20 protein-coding genes are annotated in these 21470 nt (G+C 55.2%); 3 read left to right on the top strand and 17 right to left on the bottom strand.

Annotated features, from left to right (window positions below; genetic code table 11):
- Positions 1-137: 137 nt before the first annotated feature.
- Positions 138-1025 (bottom strand): LysR family transcriptional regulator, encoded by an 888-nt coding sequence (locus tag QWI16_RS12650; protein WP_302713640.1) that lies wholly within the window; start codon positions 1023-1025, stop codon positions 138-140.
- Between the two features lie 242 nt (positions 1026-1267).
- Here QWI16_RS12650 and QWI16_RS12645 point away from each other — a divergent pair, with 242 nt between their 5' ends.
- From QWI16_RS12645 to QWI16_RS12635, 3 genes are read left to right on the top strand one after another with little or no spacing between them, the layout of a single operon-like run.
- On the top strand, positions 1268-2200 hold the full coding sequence (locus QWI16_RS12645) for a sodium-dependent bicarbonate transport family permease (protein ID WP_302713638.1): 933 nt from the start codon (positions 1268-1270) through the stop codon (positions 2198-2200).
- 9 nt (positions 2201-2209) lie between these two features.
- On the top strand, positions 2210-2713 hold the full coding sequence (gene purE / locus QWI16_RS12640) for a 5-(carboxyamino)imidazole ribonucleotide mutase (protein ID WP_302713636.1): 504 nt from the start codon (positions 2210-2212) through the stop codon (positions 2711-2713).
- Positions 2701-3783 carry an ATP-grasp domain-containing protein gene (locus QWI16_RS12635; protein WP_302713634.1) on the top strand — a complete coding sequence of 361 codons (1083 nt, stop codon included), beginning with the start codon at positions 2701-2703 and terminating at the stop codon, positions 3781-3783. The genes purE and QWI16_RS12635 overlap by 13 nt, the downstream gene beginning before the upstream one ends.
- Positions 3784-3966: 183 nt before the next feature.
- Here QWI16_RS12635 and QWI16_RS12630 read toward each other — a convergent pair whose 3' ends face one another.
- The 16 genes from QWI16_RS12630 to QWI16_RS12555 all read right to left on the bottom strand — a co-directional run bounded on the left by QWI16_RS12630 (position 3967) and on the right by QWI16_RS12555 (position 21465).
- Positions 3967-4602, bottom strand: coding sequence for a RhiA family protein (locus tag QWI16_RS12630; RefSeq protein ID WP_302713632.1), 636 nt, complete (start codon positions 4600-4602; stop codon positions 3967-3969).
- A gap of 290 nt (positions 4603-4892) precedes the next feature.
- Positions 4893-5192 carry a PAAR domain-containing protein gene (locus QWI16_RS12625; RefSeq protein ID WP_302713630.1) on the bottom strand — a complete coding sequence of 100 codons (300 nt, stop codon included), beginning with the start codon at positions 5190-5192 and terminating at the stop codon, positions 4893-4895.
- Between the two features lie 49 nt (positions 5193-5241).
- Complete coding sequence (locus tag QWI16_RS12620) at positions 5242-5649, bottom strand: hypothetical protein (protein ID WP_302713628.1); 408 nt, start codon at positions 5647-5649, stop codon at positions 5242-5244.
- A 347-nt stretch (positions 5650-5996) separates the two neighbouring features.
- A complete protein-coding gene (locus QWI16_RS12615) occupies positions 5997-6410 on the bottom strand; it encodes a hypothetical protein (protein ID WP_302713626.1) in 414 nt (137 codons plus the stop codon).
- A gap of 92 nt (positions 6411-6502) precedes the next feature.
- Positions 6503-6925 carry a hypothetical protein gene (locus QWI16_RS12610; protein ID WP_302713624.1) on the bottom strand — a complete coding sequence of 141 codons (423 nt, stop codon included), beginning with the start codon at positions 6923-6925 and terminating at the stop codon, positions 6503-6505.
- Between the two features lie 555 nt (positions 6926-7480).
- A complete protein-coding gene (locus tag QWI16_RS12605) occupies positions 7481-8431 on the bottom strand; it encodes a hypothetical protein (protein WP_302713622.1) in 951 nt (316 codons plus the stop codon).
- An 88-nt stretch (positions 8432-8519) separates the two neighbouring features.
- Complete coding sequence (locus QWI16_RS12600) at positions 8520-9158, bottom strand: hypothetical protein (protein ID WP_302713620.1); 639 nt, start codon at positions 9156-9158, stop codon at positions 8520-8522.
- A 26-nt stretch (positions 9159-9184) separates the two neighbouring features.
- Complete coding sequence (locus QWI16_RS12595; RefSeq protein ID WP_302713618.1) at positions 9185-9670, bottom strand: hypothetical protein; 486 nt, start codon at positions 9668-9670, stop codon at positions 9185-9187.
- Complete coding sequence (locus QWI16_RS12590; RefSeq protein ID WP_302713616.1) at positions 9667-10122, bottom strand: DUF4760 domain-containing protein; 456 nt, start codon at positions 10120-10122, stop codon at positions 9667-9669. Before QWI16_RS12590 ends, QWI16_RS12595 begins: the two co-directional genes overlap by 4 nt.
- 1056 nt (positions 10123-11178) lie before the next feature.
- Positions 11179-13833 (bottom strand): nitrate reductase, encoded by a 2655-nt coding sequence (locus tag QWI16_RS12585; protein WP_302713614.1) that lies wholly within the window; start codon positions 13831-13833, stop codon positions 11179-11181.
- Entirely contained in the window at positions 13833-15158 is a 1326-nt protein-coding gene (locus QWI16_RS12580) for an NAD(P)/FAD-dependent oxidoreductase (protein WP_302713612.1), read from the bottom strand. Before QWI16_RS12580 ends, QWI16_RS12585 begins: the two co-directional genes overlap by 1 nt.
- 125 nt (positions 15159-15283) lie before the next feature.
- Complete coding sequence (locus tag QWI16_RS12575; protein ID WP_302713610.1) at positions 15284-19375, bottom strand: PA14 domain-containing protein; 4092 nt, start codon at positions 19373-19375, stop codon at positions 15284-15286.
- On the bottom strand, positions 19362-19853 hold the full coding sequence (locus QWI16_RS12570; protein WP_302713608.1) for a pilus assembly PilX N-terminal domain-containing protein: 492 nt from the start codon (positions 19851-19853) through the stop codon (positions 19362-19364). Before QWI16_RS12570 ends, QWI16_RS12575 begins: the two co-directional genes overlap by 14 nt.
- Entirely contained in the window at positions 19843-20595 is a 753-nt protein-coding gene (locus tag QWI16_RS12565; RefSeq protein WP_302713606.1) for a PilW family protein, read from the bottom strand. Before QWI16_RS12565 ends, QWI16_RS12570 begins: the two co-directional genes overlap by 11 nt.
- Positions 20595-21062 (bottom strand): prepilin-type N-terminal cleavage/methylation domain-containing protein, encoded by a 468-nt coding sequence (locus tag QWI16_RS12560; RefSeq protein WP_302713677.1) that lies wholly within the window; start codon positions 21060-21062, stop codon positions 20595-20597. Before QWI16_RS12560 ends, QWI16_RS12565 begins: the two co-directional genes overlap by 1 nt.
- On the bottom strand, positions 21052-21465 hold the full coding sequence (locus QWI16_RS12555; RefSeq protein ID WP_302713604.1) for a pilus assembly FimT family protein: 414 nt from the start codon (positions 21463-21465) through the stop codon (positions 21052-21054). Before QWI16_RS12555 ends, QWI16_RS12560 begins: the two co-directional genes overlap by 11 nt.
- Positions 21466-21470: the final 5 nt, after the last annotated feature.

Below are 21470 nucleotides of genomic sequence, written 5' to 3'. Positions count from 1 at the left end.
GCCCTTCGGGTTGTGGCTAAAAATTCACCACTCCACGTTGCTCGTCGTTCATTTGGAGTGACCAAACCTCTCTCCTCACGCCTTGATTGGTAAATTTTTAGTCACAACAGGCTGCATATAATTAGTGTGAACAGGCCCTAGATGGCCTCACAGACATAGCGCTCAAACTCCTGAGCCGCTGCCGACAAACGCAAATCCCGCCGACTCACCAAAAACCAGTTGCTGGCCAGAGGAAAACCCTCCAGTTTCAGATAGGCGACTTTATCCTTGCCCTCTTGCAGGGTATGCCCACTCAAGACCGACAGCCCCAGGCCAGAGGCAACCGAGAGACGTATGGCCTCGTTGCTTTCAATTTGCAGCGTGTTGTGCAGCTCGTGGCCCTCGGAGCTCAGCCAGGACTCAAACGCCATGCGCGTTGCCGAGCCCTGCTCTCGCAGCAAGAATCGCTCGTCCTCCAATTCTTTGAATTTTAGCTCGCGCTTACCCGCCGCCCAGTGGTTTTTCGGCGCGATTAAATGCAACGGATTACTGGCAATGGGCACCGCCCTTACCAGCCGCCCGGACGGCGGATGACTGAACAGGTAAAGGTCGCTCGCGTGTTGGTAAAACTTCTCTAAAATCTGGGCGCGGTTACCCACGCTTAAGGTGACGTCCACATCCGGGTGCGACTGGCAAAAGCCTGTGAGTATGCGCGGCAGCAAATACTTGGCGGTGGTGACGATGGCGAGGTTGATGCGGCCGCGGTACCCCTTGCGGGCCTGCTGCAGGGTATCGTTTAACTCTTCAAACCGGCCGAGAACATCGCAGGCGGCGGAATAGACTTCATCGCCGGCCACCGTAGTCACCTGCCGGTTGTTTTGGGTCACCAGTAGCGTCTCGCCGATGTTGTCAGACAGTTTCTTCAGCTGCATGGACACCGTGGGCTGGGTCAGATGCAGCACGCGGGCGGCCTGGGAAATGCTGCCAGACTGCACCACCTGGACAAACACCTGCAGCAACCGAAAACTGACCTTTCTGACATCCATAGATAAATATCTATACCAAACTATTAAAACTTTAATTATTAAATATACCCCGATTTTTGCATAATCGCCACACCCGACAACCCGGCGCTGTGGAGCACGGATATCGGCCGGCGCCGTCACACGCCACCGCCAACCAAAGGCTCGTGCTTAACACCCGGGGTGTCTCACACCCGCCCGCGATGGGGCGACATTCACACCGCGCCGGACCATGTGTTTGGACGCCAGACCCACAGGAGAACCCAGTGCCAGATATTGTGATCGTTTTCTTTTTGCTCGGGCTGGTGGCCGGCTTGCTCAAATCCGACCTGCGAGTGCCCTCCGCCGTCTACGAAACCCTGTCGATACTGCTGATGCTCGCGCTCGGTCTCAAGGGCGGCATGGCCCTGCACGGCCGCGCCGAGTGGGGCATGCTGTATCAACTGCTGCCCATCGCCTCTTTGGGGGTACTGATTCCGCTGCTGATTTACCCCATACTGCGCCGCCTGGTGCAGCTGAGCACCGAAAACGCCGTGAGCATCGCCGCTCACTATGGCTCGGTCAGTGCGGGCACCTTTGCGGTCGCCCTCGCGCTGATTGCCCAGTCGCAATTGCCCATCGCCCCGGAAACCACCCTCTATCTCGTCTTGCTGGAGCTGCCCGCGCTGATCGTCATGCTGCTGTGGCATCAGCGGTTGGGCAACCAAACCCAAAGCACTTTTGCCGTAGTGCACGAAGCGCTGACCAGCCGTAGCGTTCTGTTACTGACCGGCGGTATTATTATCGGCTGGCTCTATGGGCCCGTCGGTCTCGAACCCATCACCCCCGCATTGATCGGCGGCTTTAAAACCTTTCTGGCTCTGTTTTTACTGGAAATGGGGATCTGCACGGCCCGCGCCTGCGTACCCCTGCCGGTGCACCAGTGGCGCCTGCTGATCTTTGCCGCGGCGGCCCCTTTTGGCCTCGCCTGGCTGGGTATTGCTACCGGCTTAGCGCTGAACCTCCCGGCCGGCAGCATACTGGCGCTGGCCGCGCTTACCGCCAGTGCCTCGTACATTGCCGCGCCGGTGGCGATACGCGCGGCCGTACCCAAGGCGGACATCGGTTTGGCCATGCTCGCATCGCTTGGGGTAACCTTCCCCATAAACGTTATTATCGGGCTGCCGCTGTACCAGTCCTGGATTCAATCAATGCTTTAAGGAGTTACCATGTCTACACCCAAAGTCGCTATTGTGATGGGCTCGCGCTCAGACTGGCCCACCATGGTCAATGCCGCACAAATGCTGGATGAGCTCAAGGTGAGCTGGCACGCGCAAGTGGTCTCAGCCCACCGCACGCCCGATGACCTCTACCAGTTTGCCAAAAACGCACAGCAAGACGGCTTTCAGATCATTATTGCCGGGGCCGGCGGCGCCGCCCACCTGCCCGGCATGCTCGCATCCATGACCCCGCTGCCGGTGCTCGGCGTGCCCGTTAAAAGCAAATCCCTGGCCGGTCTGGACAGCTTGTTGTCCATCGCCCAGATGCCCAAGGGCATCAGCGTGGGCACCCTGGCCATCGGCGATGCCGGCGCCGCCAACGCCGGCCTGCTGGCGAGCCAAATACTGGCACTCCACGATCCCGAACTGAGCGAGCGCGTTCAGGCCTGGCGCGCCCAGCAAACCCTGAAAGTGCAACAAGAACCGCTGGAGATCGACTTATGCAAAACCTAAAGGTGAAGGTGATCGGTCAGGGTCAGCTCGGGCAGCTGATGCACACGGCAGGCAGAAAAATTGGCGTGGAGGTATTACTGCAAAACCCGGCCGAGGCCACCGATAACATCGGCAGTGTGCTCACCACCATTGAAAGCGAAAGCGCCATTGAATCGCCCGCCTACGCAGCGAGCCAAAGTGATGTGATCAACCATCGCGCTCACGCCCTGATCAAAGACCGGCTCTCGCAAAAAGAGCTGCTGAGCTCGCTGGAGCTGCCCGTACCTAACTGGTGCGAGGTCTCCGAGGCCAGCAGCCTTGAAGCGCTCAAAGATCAGTTGGGCGAAAAGTACATTTTAAAATACCGCCAGGGCGGCTATGACGGCAAAGGCCAAGCGCCGAGCGATGAGGTAAGGTCACTGGAGCCGTGGCGCGGCAAAGCCATCGCCGAAGCCATGGTGCCCTTTGAGCAAGAGGTGTCAATTATTGGCGCGCGCACCCACTCGGGCGACATTCAGTTTTACCGCTTGAGCGAAAACTACCACCACAAGGGCGTGCTGCAGTTTTCCGTGTCGCGGAACAACCGCCCCCTGTGGCTGCAAGAGCGCTGCGAACACATGCTCAGCCGCGTCATGCACGAGCTGAACTATGTTGGCGTGATGGCCATGGAATGCTTTGTGGTTGACGACCAGGTACTGATTAACGAGCTCTCGCCCCGGGTGCACAACTCCGGGCACTGGACACTCGATGGCGCCGCCCCCAGCCAGTTTGAAGCGCACCTGCGCGCCCTGCTGAAACTGCCCCTGCCGGCCATTGAAGAACGCGGCGACCTGCTGATGGTCAACCTGCTCGGCCTGGAATACCAGACCCAGTGGCTGGAAACCCCCGGCGCCTCGCTCTACTGGTACCAAAAAGCCCTCAAGCCCGGCCGCAAGATGGGGCACATTAATATTTCCATCAAAGACCAACAGCAGATCAAAAATTCGCTGAAGAAACTGCAGTTACCGCCGGAATACAGCGCGGGAAGCATTTGGCTGGAGGAGTTGCTCACAGAGGGTGTGGCGAAAGCGCATTTTTGTGAAGCGTCGTGAGGGTGGTTTAGATGTTAGCCACTTTAGGCTAGACCTACTGGGGTTTCCCTCGAATTGCCGGACGGTAGAGTTAGTTTTTTTGCTGAGGCAAAAAAACTAACTCCGCCGCTTTTGCGCACCCATGCGGCCAGGGCATTAACTATTTTGAGTAATCTGTCCGCAGGATTTGCGCCACCGAGCTCTTTAGAGATCGGGTTGTTTCGCAACTAACAGCGGTGTGTTTTCAATAGTAATGCTCTTATCCGGGTGAATGGTTGCCGTAAGCGCGTATATGTTCGGCGGGAACTGCAATTTCACCGCATTCGTATATTCACCGACATTGATGGGGCCCTTGCTTTCTGAATTGCCAAACGCCAGCCAGTAACTTGGCTTCGGGGTAATAGCGACCGTCATATTTGGCTGAGACTTCACCATAAACGCCGGATGCCCGGACAAAGCGACGCCGACATCAACCATACCTATCGGTACCGAGGAGTCTTCAACAATTCGCAGCTGGCCCGCACTTGCGCCCTGTGTTGGCTTTGAGAAGTGAAATGCCTGATGGCTGGCATCATAGCTCAGCGTAATCTGATTTTTGGTTTGCAGATCAGCGGGGACTATTTGCTGAGACGCGTTAACCGCATTCGTTTGCTGCCAGATAAACCCCCAATCCAACTCCCAGCTAAAGTCTGCCTCAACATCTGAATACAGAAATTTTGATTGCCACGCGAAAGTCTGCATATCTGGCTGGCTAGCATCAGGCTTTTCCAAGAAAATCAGGACGTAACCTTCCGAGGTTGATTGATTATTCACCGTAAGCTTATACGCTGGAGCATTCATTGTTAGTTCCTTTAAAATGTAAATTGATAAGACAACAAAACATACGGGACACTCAAACTTGGCGCTGCTGCAGGCGGTCTTACCAGAGCAGCGAATACCACTTAATCCCCCTGGGTCTTTTAGCCTGCCGACTGATCAGGCTAGCCACCTCCTGAATATCGACTTCCCCTGGTGGACCCTGGAAATATCTTCTTCATAAAAGGCCGCGCTGTATATACGCAAAAGCAAACTGAACTGGCCGATAAGTGACTTTTGAGCGACCCATCTGAAAGCGTTGTATATCTGAGCCTCTAGCCTCCAATCATTACGCTAAAGTCGCCAATCAGGATAGAGCCACCGTGCGCAGTGGCATCTCCCAGCCGTGCGGCTGGCTTGCCGCCAATCAGAACTGTAGCCGAGCCCTTGACGATTTCATCTGGCGGACCCACGCACACCAACATATCCCCTACCCGCGCTGCGGGCAGCTTTCCAATAAGAACGGTTGGCTCGCCCGGTCCTGTAATCGGTCCGCCCACGTGGGGCACAGGTGGCACACCCGGCGTTTCCTTAGGGCATTCGTGAAAATCGGTTAACCTCGCAGCCGGTGGCATAAGGTATCTCCTGTCAATATGTCACAGCTAACTGTTATTCTGCATCGAATCAATTGATCATAACCATAGCGCCATTTAGGATCAGTTCAGCGCCAGCTCTTACCTCTGCAGTCATGGAACCCTGCGCCGAATAGCTCATTTGAGCCTGTTCTTTGATGTTTAAGGCATCAACGCTCACGTCACCTTCGTTGGACTGGATGTCGACCCCAAGGCCACCCTTTATGGATAATTTTTGATCGGCCTGCAAGGAGACATTACCGGCACTGGTTATCGTCACGCCCTCCGGTGCCATGCGAATGGAGTTAGCGTTGACATCGTTAATAACCAACTCTCTGGTCCGATCGTTGAGTACAATTTTATGACCGCCGGGAGAGACAATCGTAATATCGTCACTTTCTTTATCAAAAAGAATGCGCAACTCGCCGCCGGGTATCAGGGATACTTCATTTTCACTCATAAAACACCTTATTTTAATATCATCCACGTCATATGAACGCGAAATAGACTATAGAACCTGTAGCGACAAATCAGAGCTCGAAAGGGCCTACTCTGCCGCCAACACAACGGTATAGAATCCTGCATTTACTGTAGCCTGACCCTCGGGTGGCAAGCACCTCCTACTGTTCCTCGACCAGGCAAAGCGCAGCACTTTGCAAACTCCAGGTCTAATCACTCACTCCAGAAAAACCTTTCGGAACATCTTTCCTCGCGCCAAGCCAAGATCCCGACCCATCTCCTGTTAAGACTGACTTTTTAAAAGAGCTTATCACTTGCACACCGGAGGCAATAGGTAAAATCTCGTTACTACCTGCGCCCTCTAAAATATAAAAACCATAAGACCAAAAGGCTGGAAGCAACAACCGGAATCACAACAATATAGAAGTATAGACCAACCAGAAACTGGGAGAAATCCGCACCTGAGGCCAGAAAAGATACGAGAAAAACCGTTACTATTGTTGATAAACACGCACTAACGACGTGCCCCCGAAAAGAGTAACTTTTAATACCACTGATAAGCACCAAAAAAGAAAACCAAAAAGCTGACCCTAAAACACCAAAGAAAATAAGACCCACGATCGCCACAATATACGGAAAAATCATGGCCTCATAATCCCGGCCACCGTACCACTCTGAGGCACCTATCAATATAGAAAAGCAGGTGCTCAAAGCCAAAAGCGAGATGACTATTGATGCGACTATTTTAAAATACTCTTTCATTGGACTTTGCGTTTACAATATTATTCATTTTGCCTAGGCGCTCGCCACTCTGGGACAACAAGACTGGCTCACCTGAGTGTACTTTTGTACAACTAACGTTCTTTATTCTCTTTCACCCCAATAAGACCGAACAAGTATCCGGCAAACCCAAAAAAGAAAGCGTAAACAGGGAACCATAGGAATATCAGCGCGGAGGTTGATGATCCAGTTTTTGTGTCATTCCAGTCAAAAAACCAGGCAAAGTGGTATAGATAGGTAAAACAAACAGTCAACACCAGATAACCGTAACCTTGACGCAACTTTACTTTTGAACTGTCTTTTAGGGCTGAAGCGACTACCGAATAACCGAAATAAATTGGAATCGATACCCAAAAAATTAATGGATTAACCAGAATCCCCTCAAGGGCATATAGCCCAAGCACGAGAGCTATTAGCAACAACCTCAACCTTGTCATTTTTACTTCAGGACGATTGTTCTTGTTTATTACAGAGGGGGTGTCAGTCCATGGGTTCATGTTTACTCTCGTATGATGCATAGCACTAAGCGCGCTTGATATCCGAAGTGTCAACGGAAAAATGTCCTGACACTTAAGATAAAAAACCTCCAGCAGCCTTTCAAACGGCTTTGAATATCTTCATTCCCCACCTAGGTATAAAGCCAAGATCAGAATATGCGGATAGCGCTTGACTGAAGTAATTTGTTATGGCACGCCACGAGAAACTGCAATATGACGACTTTTGACGCCCTTGCCGAGGAGCATACCTTCAATTCATTCCGCGTAAACTGCGCCGTCAATTTCGGACTGGATTACGAAACTATAGCTGCTCCCATCGCCCAAGATCCTATCAATCTCCTGGGACAGCCCTTTCATATCCAATGGTGAGCTCTGTGAAGACAGGAAGATGTCAACGCTCTCATTGACAGCGATCATCACCACCTCAGGACTCTCACCTGAAGCGCGAGTAATCGCCTCATCTTCGCATGCGCTCAATACTAAGATTAATATTACCGAAATCGGAGTTTAGGGGCGACAGCGAGTAAATTTTCCGTAGCAGCGCATTGTTAAAAGTCATCGCCTCAATGCCATTAGATTATGCGGCTGATAGACACTACAGAATGTTTCAATACCTATTTTTATCAGCAATGAAGTTAAATAAACGGCGATTGCGTAAATCCCTATTTTTAGGCCAGCTAGCGAGCTTACAATTGCACCTGTTAAATATTTTTTGTCCAATACAGCTTGCAATCCATTAGTGAACCACATTTTGTAGACTTCACTTTCTTTGTCACAAAGTGATTGCCATATTACAGTTTGAAACGCTGACAACACGCCTTTTCCGAGCTTTTTCTTTTGATGGAAAGTAGCCGGCGAAGGCAACCTCAGCGTTTCCTCATACGTTAGCAAATTTTTTGACTCTGCATGAACCCGCTCAACAAAATCCAAAGCGAACTCAGGAACATTTGCCCCAAGCATTTCTAATATTTCATCTTCATGTTTTGTCTGAATTAGCTTCGCGGCATCACTTTGAATTTTGTCTAAGTCCATAAACTCGGATTCATTTGTTGCTATTGATGCAAGCAAGGCTTCCTCGTCAAATCTCTTCGCTAGACTTACTTTAAATTCAGACCGACCATTCTCGGACCTAATATTCTTTTCACACCTAAGAGCCTCAACCATATAAGGTTTTGCTCTATAAAGGTCTCGCTTTCTAAGGTGGCAAATAGCAAGAAGAGCCGTAGCCTCAAGGTATAGACGTGTCGACTTGGCCACTTTCTGGCGAACATCGCTAAATCCGTTTATAGCGTAGTCAATTTCCCCAACCTCCATTGCCGTTTCAAACATCCAGTTTTTTGACTGCATCAGTCTCGTTTCGTGACCCGTAGGCCTGAGAATATTTTGTATATAGTCTGTCAGCTTTTTGCATTCTTCCAAATCTCTACGTGCCGCGGCAATCTTGAGACTTGGTTCTAAGAGTCTTAGCTTGCTTTTCTGTTCTTCTGTAAGCTTGGGTATACTCATATCTTTCCCTGACTGTTAACGCCGAAATTTGCGGCAAGCGCCAACGAGTCCGATCACGACTGCGCTGAACAACATTCCCTTATTATAACTATTTTTCACCTTCGGATGACGACTCGCCTTGGGAGGTGGTTCCCGTATTCGGCGCCTGCTCCATTGTTGGCACGTTGGCACTATTGATTGCGCTGTCTGCCGGATTCGATACTTTCTCCATAGTTGGAATGTTTGCACTCTTTTCGATATATGCTCCAGATGACTTTTCATTTGTCATTTCGTTTTCTCCGTTAGTAATGTTAATACTGATAAATACCACAATAATAGAAATTGCTATTGCCAACAGCAACCCTGTAACTTGGTTCAAAATTATGTTGATAGAGTCATAGATATTTTTTCTAGTGAATGCGTCATCAATACCCTTTTTGTAATAATCTCGTGCATTATTGAGTTGCATGAGAATCGCCTTATTGCTAACAAGATAGGCCGACAGCGAGAAGATAACGCATAGAACTAAAAGCGACCAGCAGAGGACTAAGAGCCACAAATGAATAGCAGTATCAATTGGGACTATAAATTTGATAACTGTGAGTGAGAATCCCAAACTAGCTGAAGACAAAGCCAAAATCGCTTTGTCATAGCCTTCACTGTTTGAAAGCTCGCGCTTAAGGAGATCATCTCTGAACTTGTCGAACATCTCATCCGCGACTTTTTGATCTTCTGGGCTACGAGTCACTCATCTCTCCGTAAAGTTATAGCGCCTCAATCAGCCGACGCGTTAGCGGTCGGCTGCATTGAATTGTTAGAGTTCTGATCCGCCGGTGTTTGGATGGATTGCCTTTCATAGACCATTGGTGCTACCCAGGACTTTATTTGCTCTTCGGCAACTACAAACATGATAACTAGCAACACAGAATAGAAAAACGCTCCAAGAACCGATGAACTCACAGAAATCCAGTAGTCTTTCCAATTGAAGCTACTTTTATATGGCTCTATCGCTGTTTCTTTTATATCTGAAATTATTCTCTCAGCAGCTACCACATACCCACGAATTTCACTTTCAGATTCCATCATGTTGTGAATGGTAGACTCTTGGGCAGGCGTTATTCTTCCATTTTTTTGTTTATGATTCTCAATCGCTTCTTTTAGCTTCTGTGCGTAAATAGCAAAAGCCTGGTTGCGAACAGGAAAGTCTTTATCATTATCTAGGCAGAATTTAGATATTGCATCAAAAGCAGACGAACTCATTTCCAGCCCCCCCAATTTTCGGCAACCTTATAGAGATAGCGAAAATTATCAGGCGCATTACTTTGGTACCTTAATTCCTTTATGACTCTTCTGAAGTGAGTTGCAATTATTAAGATCTGTGTCCCATAAAAACTTTTTATGATCTGCTCGTTAAATATTCCGTTGGCAATTCCCATACAAAGATATTCGCAGTAGTTCAATGCCTCAAAAGCTTCCTCCCTAATTTCAGCATTTTCGAACAACATCTCCATATTCCAATCGACGCCTTGGCTCTGACGTACTACGCGATTGAGAAGAGGACGCATTTTTTCACTACGGTATATTTCATCCTGAGTTCGGGATAACGTTTCAGCTTTCATTTGTTTGTGCTTCAGCAGCACAAGCTGGAGCATTGATGCAGAAATGAGCAAGAGTGCCATTGCTGAGATTGCATCTAAAAGTTCAAATATCACTATGTATCTCCTAGAACTCTAACAGCTAATTCAAAAGCCAAGGTAAAATTCCCCGCGGCAATATAACTCCCCTGGAATCGAGATAAAGAAGTCGCCGTAGCGTCCTGATTTAAAAAGAAAATCAGTATTCATCAACAGCTACCTACCGCAGGAAAGAAAGACTCAGGCTGTATAACTCTGGAGCAAATCGATTCGCTCACACAAAACAGGTCTGGAGCAACTAACTGATTCTTCTAAGTTTTACCGAATACCTTTTCTAGGTGGCACAAAAATCGGCTTCTTTTCCTATGAAAAAGAGTTTAACGGTGTTAATACGAGCTTCCAGCAGCCCATTTATTTTGCCTTTTCAGTAGCACAGAGAATGTTACCGCCTGTCGTTTACAGGTTTTATCGGGAAAACAATTAACCAGAAGGGAAGTGCCCGCACCCTACTCCGAATGCCTATTGATACCACCATCCCACTGGCTACTGCTGATCCGCCCCAACCCTAAAGGCCCCGGCAAACCCGCTAAAACACTTGAGGAAAAGAGTGCCACTATTTTAGCCAGTTGGCAATACTCAATTGACGCCGCCCAACAGCCGAAATCTGGCACCGGAGAGGTCCTTGCGATGAGCCGAGCGGAGGACAATTCTCACAGGATGGTACACCTTGAATCCCTGAGAGCGAGCCGAACGGAGGGCTATTTTAGGGGGTAAGCACGCGGGGAAGCGTGCGCAAGTAGCGCCGCGCCAGGGACAAGGTGAATGCTGCATCGCAGCAGAGAGGGCAGCCTGGGCTGCGGCGCGTCGATACGGCCCGCTACAATAGACTGGAGTGAGGGAACCCGAAAGGCCGCGAACCGGGGTGTCTTTGACGTGAAGGGGTTCACTAATGCAGCGGGCGCATGGATGCGCAGGAGCTGCCTTTTGAGTACTTTTCTGGACAAGCAGAAAAGTACTTCACCCGCCCGGCAACAGAGGGCAAAAGCGATTTAAAACGAACAACGCTATTCAAATAGCACCAAACTAAGCCGAAAAGAAAACCAATAAAAAGCTAAGCCAGAGCGAAATCCAAAACTACTTAAAAAACCCCTTCAACTCCGGAATACAAGACCCACAATTGGTCCCACACTTAATCCGCTCCCCCAAGGTCTCCACACTCCCACAACCGTCAGCAATGGCTTTTTCAATGGTCTTCTCACCCACCTGAAAGCAAGAGCAAATAATAGCCCCCACATCTTCCACACCCGCGCCAGGGGTACCGGCCAAAATCGCAAAGCGGGCGTTGGCATCAATGCGGGTATTGAGCTGGTCCTCCAGCCAACGCATTTCCGGTGCGGATTTTTTATCCGTAGCCGTGCTCAGCACCACAGACAAAACACCATCGATAAAACCCGCCGCGCGAAAAAACTGCCCGCCGGAATCGCTGACCCGTACCCAGTCGGTGATGGCCGGGTAAAGGGCTTTCAGCCAGGCGAGCCAGTCCTCGGGTAAGCGGCCATCGGCCAGGCGGAATTTATAGCCGCCGGCCAGAGTGATCTTTGCCCAGTACTCACAGGCCGGAGCAATGTCCCCGGTGCTGAGCAAAAAGCCATTCCAGGCCTGGGTAAACGGCTTGACAGTCACCGGCGTGTGCTTGAACTCAGGCTGGCCGCTCAGAGGGTCCACCAGCGCATTCACCAGATCGTCCGCACAACTGGCGAGCGCGTATTTTTGATTCCAGTGCATGGGCACAAACACCTCGCCCTGGCGCTGGCTGGCCGCCTCTTTGACCCGGCCGTAATAGCGCGCCTGGCCGTTACCGAGTATGGCCAGATCGCCAGGGGTCAAGCCAAAGCGCTGAATGTCGGCTGGGTGCACATCGATATAAGGTTCATCCACATGGCCGAGCAGTTTGGCGGCGGTGCCGGTGCGCGACATGGTGTGCCACTGATCGCGGATGCGTCCGGTGTTCATCACCACCTGGTCGGGCGCGGGAGCCAGGCCCGGCGCTTTTGCCTGGATGGGCACAAAGCGGGCGCGGCCGTCGGGGGTAAAAAAGCGGCCATCGGTAAACAAGCGGTCGGTACCGGCGGGCGCCTCGGTGGTGACCGGCCAGCGGATGGGGCGTAAGTTGTCGTACTCGGCCCGGTCGATGGCAGCGAGCGCGCCGATGTTAAAGCCGCGCTGGCCGTTATTGTCCAGCGCCGAGAGCGCGGCGTGCTCGCGGAAAATATCCACTTGGTGGGGGTAAGTAAAGTGCTCGCCGTAACCGAGCTTGCCCGCAAACTCGCAGATGATTTGCCAGTCGTGGCGCGCCTCGCCGGGTGCGGACAGAAAGCCCTTTTGCACGGAAATGCAGCGCTCGGAATTGGTAACCGTGCCGTGCTTTTCGCTCCAGGTGGTGGCGGGTAAGACCAAGTGCGCGAGCTTGGCGGTATCGGTATTGCCAATGCAATCGCTGACGATCACCAACTCGCACTGCTCCAGCGCGCGCCTTACTCGGCCCGCTTCCGGCAGCGTGACCGCCGGGTTGGTGGCCATGATCCAGACGGCTTTGATCTTGCCCTCTTCTATCGCGCGGAACATGTCCACGGCTTTCAGACCCTCTTTGCGGGCCATGTTGGGCGCCTGCCAAAAAGCCTCGACGCGGGCAATGTCGTCGGGGTTGTCGTAACCCATGTGCGCGGCCAGCTGATTGGCCAGCCCGCCCACCTCACGCCCGCCCATGGCGTTGGGCTGGCCGGTAATGGAAAAGGGCGCGGCACCGGGCCGGCCGATTTTTCCGGTGGCCAGATGGCAGTTGATCAGTGCATTGCCTTTGTCCACGCCGGAGGAGGATTGGTTAACGCCCTGGGAAAACACTGTGACCACTTTGTCGGTGCCCGCAAACCAGTGGTACACCTGCGCCAGCTCTTGCGCGTCCAGCCCGCAGTGGCCGGCGGCGGCGTTAAGGCTTGGCACTTGTGCTCGTGCGGCGGCGAGCGCCTCATCAAAGCCCGTGCAGTGATCGCGAATAAACGCTGCATCCAGCGAGTTTTGCTCGGCGAGAAAATTCAGTAATCCGTTAAAAAAGAATGCGTCCGTTCCCGGACGCAGGGGTAAATGGACATCGGCCAACTCGCAGGTGGCCGTGCGGCGCGGATCGAGTACCACCACTTTCAGCTCGGGCCGCTCTTCTTTGGCTTTGGCCACGCGCTGGTAAATCACCGGGTGAGCGTAGGCCATGTTGGAGCCCACCAGAATCAGTAAATCGGTTTGCTCCAGATCTTCGTAGCAGCCGGGCACGGCGTCCGAGCCAAAGGCACGCTTGTGAGCCACCACCGCCGAGGCCATGCAAAGCCGCGAGTTGGTATCGATATTGGCGGTGCCGATAAAACCTTTCATCAATTTATTGGCAACGTAGTAATCCTCGGTGAGCAATTGCCCCGAGAGATAAAAGGCCACCGCGTCCGGGCCGTGCTCTTCGATGATCGCGCGAAATTTATCCGCGCCGTAGCCAAGCGCCGTATCCCAATCCACAGGCTCGCCGTGCAGCATGGGGGACAGCAAACGATCGGGGGATTGCTGAGTCTCGTGCAAAGACGAGCCTTTGACACAGAGGCGGCCCTTGTTGGCCGGGTGCTGCTGGTGACCAGACACGCTCACCACTTGTTGGTTGGCTACCGTAGCGGTGACACCGCAGCCAACGCCGCAGTAGCAGCAGGTGGTGTTGACGGTATCTGAGGCGATCAGTTGTTCGGGCATGGACATTAGGCTGCCTCGGAATCTTCAGCGCGATAAAACGCCCGGCCCATCAGAAGCAGCGGCGCAATGGCGGAGACATCTTGTTTCTCGGTCATCATGGCAAAGTAGTCCTGGCCGTCGCGGGTATCGCCAAACAACACCACACCGACAATGCGATTGTCTTTCAACAACAGCTTGCGATAGATGCCGGCATTGTCGTCGCGGTAAATCAGCTCGCGGTGCTCCGCTTTGGTTAAGTGCTCACCGGCGGAAAACAAATTCACGCCAGAGACTTTTAATTTGGTGGGCACAGGCGCGTTCACAAAGGGCGTGCGTGTGTTGTCGCAGAGCCGGTCGGCCAGGCTGATGCACTGCTGCCAGATGGGTTCCACCAGGCCAAAGGTCTCGCCGTTAAACTCCACGCACTCGCCAATGGCGCTGATGTGTTGATCGGAGGTGGCCATGGTGTCATCCACCGCCACAGCGCGCTCACCCGCAAGACCGGCGGCCAGCCCCAACTCTTTGTTGGGGGTAATACCTGTGGCGATCACCCCGAGCTTGCAGCTGAGCTGCCGGCCTGATTTGAACATGGCGCCGGTGAGCTGGTGCGAGCCGGTAAATCTGGCCACCTCGTCGCTGAGCACAAAGTCTATGCCTTTTTGTTCGAGCACCTGTTTTAGAAAGCCGCCCGCAGTGTCGTCGAGCTGGCGATTGAGCAGCCAGCCGGAGCGGTGCACGAGGGTGACGCGCAGCCCCTTGAGTGCCAAGCCATAGGCGGCCTCAAGGCCGAGCAAGCCACCGCCAATCACTAGGGCATCGGTGTCGGTTTGGCGGCCGTGCAGGTGATGAAAGCGGGCGAGGTTCAGCAGCTTGTCCACATCGCGCAGGGTGCGAAAGCTGAAGAGATTGCCGAGGTCTTGGTTCTCAGCGGGTATGGTGGCCGGGCGCGAGCCCACGGCCAGCACCAGATGGTCGTAGCGCAGGCGGCTGCCCTCGGTGGTAAGCACGCACTGCTGCTCGCGCTCAATGGCTTTGACCTGCACGCCGCTGACAAAACGAATGCCGCGATCGCGGTACCAGCTCGAGGGTTTGCCGATGATATCCGGCGCCCGTGTTTCACCGGCCAACACAGGGGACAACATAATCCGGTTGTAACTGCCCTGGCGCTCGTCGCCAATCACGGTAATTTCAAGCTGGGGGCAGCCTCGCTTGAGCAGCTCGTCCAGCAGCCGCCCGGCCGCCATACCGTTCCCCACAATCAATAAACGCTTTCGCGTGTGCGCCACTACCGCCACCTTTTGGTGCTCATGCACTACCACTTTGAGAATTTGCACCAACCAGACACTCAGCACTCAATCGCAAAAACCCTGTTTTTGTGCGACACCAAAGCCAAATGCACGGCATTGGCGCAACACGGGCGCGTTTTCGGGCCTGATCGGAGGTTTAAGGAGGGTTGAGCAAAAGGCAGGCCAAAAGGTTATTGCAGCACTTCACGCCAGTAGATGATGCGGTCGTGGCCGCGGTAGGAACCGAACTCATACTGGCCGGTAATCTCGGTGTCCGGGCCTGTGTCCCAGTTAAACTGCAGCCAGGGATAATCGGTCAGATCAACAGTGACGGTAAAGGGACCGGTGTTGCCATTGCCAGGGGCACTAAAGTAATGCGCGGCCACACCGGCAGAAAAGTTAATCGTATCGGTACCGATAGCGCCGGGGTACTCGCCGCGGCTCACACCCCCACCGACGGTGACATTGCGGTTGGCATCCACATCAATACTGCCGGCCGGATAACCAATATCGGCCAGCGCGATTTCGCTGCAGTTATCCTGGCCGTTGGTCTGCCAGCGCACGCCGTTATAGTACTCGGTGGTAAACGACACGGGCAGATCCAGGCTTTCGGGGCCATAGGCACTGGCAAGGTTCAAACGCCCGTAGCGCAGCGTCAGGGTGTTCCCCAACGCCGCCGCCGAACAGTTGCCAGCGGCCAGGCAATCGCCACTGGCGCCTGGGTGGGTGTTGAGTTGGTCATCGGCGAGCGCCCGGCCATCCAGCGGATCATTCATCCGCAAACCAAGCTGCAGCGCCGTCAGAGGCGCCTCGATAACGGTGTCGCGGGCAAAGAGAGCATCATCCAGTGAGGCGTTCATCACACCGCTACCCCACTGAGCCTGAGCCGGCTCCAATTCTGCCGAGACCCGAGCGCTCAGATCCGTGCCGTCGTCGTTGTTCTCGGCGGTGTAACTGACACTGGCCGTTTGCGAGTAGCCGAGTCCGTTGTCGTAATTGCTCACCACCCCGCCCCCGAACGCGTGCGCCTCCAGGGTAAAATCCAGGCCGATGGCGGGCTCTTGCAGATACGTGTAGGCGCCGCAGCTATTGGTGGCAGACGAGCTCGTTACCCGGAAGTGATGTGGGTAAAAGCGCCCGATGTCAGCGCTGGGCGTTTCACTGACGATGTCGCCCGCTCCCAGATAATTGGCACTTGCCAGTTGGGGCAAGAGGGTCATGCTGCCCACCTGGTTCCAGGTGAGGCCGGTGTTTTCAAACCGGCCACTGTTACCGCCCAAAAAGCTGAATGCGGCACCATTGGTCAGCGCGCCAGCATCCCCGCCGACCGGATAGACCAGCGAATTCAGCACGAGCGTAGGCGACTCGCGTGTGGGCGATTCATTGCCAAAGTTGGGTGTCGGGTTGCCTCTGGCGTTGCGCGCCTCAACCACCACGGTAAAGGGCTCGCCGGCGGCGACAAAACCCGCACCTGAGCTGGTAGTGGCCGGATTGGCGCTGCCATTCGGGCGTTCGATGCGCGCGGCGACTAAAGTGTAAGGTTTCACCACAAACTCGGTGCTGGTGCCGCTGGCTGTCACCGACGGATTATTGCCCGAGGCCGGCACCGTCATCGAGGCGTGCAAACGCACCCGCCCCACATCGGAATACTCCAGGGGGATGGCGGCATAACCGTCGTTATCAAACGACAAGCCCGCGCTGTTGTAGACGATCGCGCTGCCGGCATTGTTGGGCGCCGCGGCGCTGGTATTGAGTGTCAGGATCTGGCCCGCCACACAGGCGCCGGGGTTGCGACACTCGTAGGCGATATCCACCGGCAAGTTGCGGTTGCGCACCTGGGCCACGCAGGCGCCGGTGTCGGTATCGCGCTCGACCACGCGCAGCACCGGGTTGCCATCCTCCTGCCCCGCCACCTGATTAGGAATGCCTTCCGTGGTAGCGCGATTGGCGTAAAAGCGGATGCCGCTATCGTTAAAGGTGAGATCCGGGTCTGCCCAGGCCGCCTCGCTGGCGGTGCCGTCGAAGACATTGATGTTGAGCGTCGCCGGCGTTGTCTGTTGCAGATACAAGACGATCTGCGATTCGGCGCCAGAGTACTCGTAGGGCGAACCGTCTACCCAAACCCCGGAGGCCGGCGCCGTTGCCAGATCCAAGGTGGTGCCGGCCGGCGGGGCGATGGGCGTATCCGAGCTGTCGTAGGCGGTAATTCTGACGGGCTCGGCCTCGCAGGTGACACCGGTGCCGCCATGCTCAATGGTGTAGTAGGCCACGGCCTCGGACTGACAGTAGTAGAGCCCCTGCCCGAGAGTGGGCGTGGTCCCGCGGGGGATGGGCACGAAACTGCCGCTGCCCGGCGTTTGCCAGCGCAGGCGAATCTCGGCGAGGCCGCCGTTTTCATAAAACTGCAATCGCACCGGGTAGACCTGCCCGGCGGTCAGGTTGATGGCGGCGCTGGTATCGGTAGTGACTCCGTGATCATTCCAGCGCTGGATCACCAGTTGGTTGTCCACGTACAGGCGCACGCCGTCGTCCGAGGCGGTTTGAAAGCGATAGCTGCCCGTTTCGGTGGCGCGGATAAAACCGTTCCACTCAACGGAAAACTGATTGTCGTTCACGCCGGTCACGCCCGGATTGGCGCTGGCCCAGTTAAAATCGACGGGGCCATCCAAGCGCGTGCCGACAATGCCGCCCGTGAAATTGGTGCTGTTGTAGTAATCGCCGAGCAAGCCGCCCACAGTGGTTTCCTGCTCTCCGCCACACAGAGGGCGCAGGCACTCGTGGCGCTCGCTGGCAAGGCTGCTGACTTGGGTCTGGGTCAGAGAGCCCTGATGCACACGCACTTCATCGATGTCGCCGGCAAAAAAGTATTCGCTGGTGCCCACACGCTTGCCAATCACCAAAGGGTCGGCGGTTTGCACCAACTGAGTGGCGCCAAAGCTGGCGGACGCGGCCACGCCGCCGTTGATATAGAGCACCAGCCGGTTACCCTCAAACACCGCCGCCACGTGCACCCAGCTACCGGTCGCGGGCAAGGTGGCAGATACCTCATAGCGCCCGGCGGCGGTTTCCACCCGCGCTTTTAACGAGCCGCCCTCGGAGAAAATCCCCATTTGCGCCCGGCCGCTGCCGCCACCATGAACCGATTTACCCATCACCTGGCGGATACCGCTCCAGCTATCGGCTTTTACCCAGGCGCTGTAACTCAAACCGTTCTGACCATTGAGCAGGGCGTTATGGCCCACGGTGACATACCCGGTGGCTCCATCGAAGACCCCGTAGCCGCAGGTGCCCGGGTTACCGGTCAGCGCCGGTGCGTCGTCTTCGGTGAGTGAGCCCGAGGCCGTGCCGTGCAGATTGTTGCCTGAGCTATCCAGCACTTCGGCGGCGGCGCCTGTCCACTGCGCCTCGTCCATGCGCCAGTAACCGACCAATACCGCCGGTGGCGGACCGCCGCCGCAAAAAGGCGAGAAGTCCACGCTGGGTAACACGCCGCCTTGATAGTTAACCAGGGTTTCCTGGCCAATGGACAGTTGCGAGCCCGAGAGCCCGCCGGTAATGACAGCGCGAAAATCCGTTTGCACTGTGCCCTGGGCATAGACAAAGGCCGGCACATTGTTGCGGGTGAGAATGTTGACATTGCCGGTGCTGTAAATCAGCAGCTCCCCGGGGGCAAAATTTTGAAATTGCGCGCCAAAACCAATAGAAACATTGCCATTGACAAACAGGCGCACCGGCCCGGAGCCACTATTGCGGCGCAGTATCACATCATTGGCCAGTTGCAATGAGCCGTTGATCCAATAGGTGCCGCTGGCAAAGCGCAACTGGGAGCGAAAGTTGGCGTTGATACCGCGGGTCAGGTAAGTGCCGTTGGCGGTGGTAAATGTGAGGACGGCTTCGTTATCGAGAGAGACGGTGGCGTAATCACCTGCCGGGCGCGATGCGCTGCCCTGATAGCCTAAATTGATCGCCCCACCGCTGCCGCTGCCTGTGACAAACGCCGGGGTCGAAGCCGCGGCCGGTGAGCCACTGGCCACGCAGGTGCCGCCACCACAGCTCGGTTGCCCCGGTGGTGCTTGGGTAGCTAGGTTGGCGGTATCAATACTCTGGCCGCCGCCGCTGACCACGGCCTGATACCCGGCGTTTACCTGACCACCGGGTGTGTGGGTTTGCCAGCCGTTGGTGAAAATCGCCTGGCAGGCCACCGCCCCCGCCTGCGCGGAGCACAGTAGCATCAAGCTCAACAAGAGCCAGGCAGATAACCGCTTTGCGCTACTGTCCGGCATAGGCTTCTACCTCTACCCTGCGCACCGCCGACACATCGCCACTGCCGCAGCGCCCCACGCTGGTCAACTGATAAAAACTCGCGGCCGTGTCGCCCGTGGGGCCGTAATTGGCGTCTACCGTGGGGTCACAGGCGCTCGCATCGTCATAGCGGCACAGGCAGCTGACCTGGGCACTGCACTGGTTGAGCCCGGTCACGGTGAAGCTGATCGCCAAAGGCATAGCCGCGCAGCGCTGATCGATTTGCTGGCGAATGTCGCCGTTGGGGAAAAACAATTGAGCCATGGCGCGCTGTGCACCGCTTTCTGCGGCGTAAAAGCTCTGGACGCTGATAACCTCCTGCACCGCCGAGAGATTACTGCCCGCGGTAGTGCGCCACAACGCCAGTGCCAGCAGGCCCATGGCCACCAGTAAAAAAACCGCCACCGGCAGTAAAAAACCCCGTTGACGGGGAGGTGTTTTCCAGGCGCTAGGGGACATTTCGCAGTGCCACCTCCTGAAAAAAATCGACCTGCTCACCACCCTCGGCAAAACCGAGATTGAGCGTCACGCGAAAATTATTCTCCGCGGTATTGCCGCTCACCACAAACGCCGGAGTCGCACTGGCCACGGCGTTGCGCGCCAGCAAACTGTAGGGCGCGCCGGTCGAGACGTTGTCACCGGCTGGATCGAGATCTTGATAAAAGCGCAGCTCGCCCGCCACCAGACAAAACGCCTGGGGCCGGCCGACCAGATAAAAACGCTGGGACTCGGAGTTGCGTTGCCAGGTGTGGCTGGCAAAGGACACGCTGGTCGGCGCCGTGGCGGTTACCGCCGCCAGCGACCGTGGCGAGGTGCCGTAGAGTTCGCCGGCACTCAAAGCGCCAATGGCAATGTAGTCGGCGGTGTCAAAATCGATGGTATAGGGGCTGGTGGACAGGCTGCTTACCGGCGTGTCTGTGGGGACCGGCTGGCGGTAAAAACCCCCCGCCGCCAGCGGCATAAACTGCACGCAGTTGTCGGTGTTAGTGGCGCGCAGGCTGTAGGGCATGGCCGCACGAATCTGGCGGCTGATGCGCTCAATCGCCTGGCGGCCGGTGGCGGCGAGCCGCGCCCGGTTTTGCGTCAGCTGATAGGACTCCATGGCGCTGACAATAAACTGGGTACCGATCACGGCGACCACGGCGACAATCACAATCACCGTGATCAACTCAATCAGCGTAAAGCCCACGGCGCGGCGCATTAGAAATTCACCCGGTAAGCGGCCAGGGTCAGGGTTTCACCATCGGCGCTGGTGACAGTCACACTCACAAGCTTAGCCTGCGCTCCGGTTAGCGGGGTATTGGTCACCTGCACGCTACGACTGTACCCGGGCGCGGGTGTGTCACGGACGTCGTGATAGTCGTCCACATCATCCAGATCCGGCTCAGTGGTGTTGTTGCATGTGGGCCCGCCGAGGCTGTTACAGGCCGGCACGCCACCGCTGGGGGTAGCCTCGTCGTAACGCAGCGCGAGCACTCTATCGAGCTGCGCCTGGGCGAGCTCCAGCATGCGAATGCGCTTAATAGGGTCGACGCTGTTGACCACCGATTGCTGATACACCGCCAAAAGCGCCGTCAGGCTGATGGCGATGACGACGATAAATACGATCACCTCAATCAGGCTGATACCGCGCTGCCCGCGCGCTTGGCAACAGCGCTCAGTAGGCATAGCCACTGTCGCTCACCGTCACAAGGGCCGAGGTGCCACCACTTGTCAGGGTAATTGTCGCCGCTGTCGTGCGGCCGAGTTTGTCGTAGGTCAGTAGTAGGTCGGAACCCGCCTGGACGCCGCTGGCAAAGTTCAGGGGATAGGCGTCTTGATGCACACGAATAGGCGTGCCATTTTCGGTCACACTGACGGAAGTACTGCTCACCTGCACCGCGATATTGTCCCGCGCCATGGCGCTTTGCTGCGCAAAAAACAAAGCCGCGAGCAGATCGTCGCGGCTTGCCTGAACGCTGGCGATTTCGCCATCGGTAAAGCGGGAGGAAACGGTGATTCCGATAATGCCCAGAATCACCATAACGGCGATTAGCTCAATCAGCGTAAAGCCTTTGCTGCGCGTATACATCCCGC

The sequence above is a fragment of the Gilvimarinus algae genome (genome assembly GCF_030518215.1).
Classification (GTDB): Bacteria; Pseudomonadota; Gammaproteobacteria; order Pseudomonadales; family Cellvibrionaceae; genus Gilvimarinus; species Gilvimarinus algae.
The sequence above is the reverse complement of the archived record's forward strand: the minus strand, read 5'-3'. Positions and strand labels throughout refer to the sequence as shown.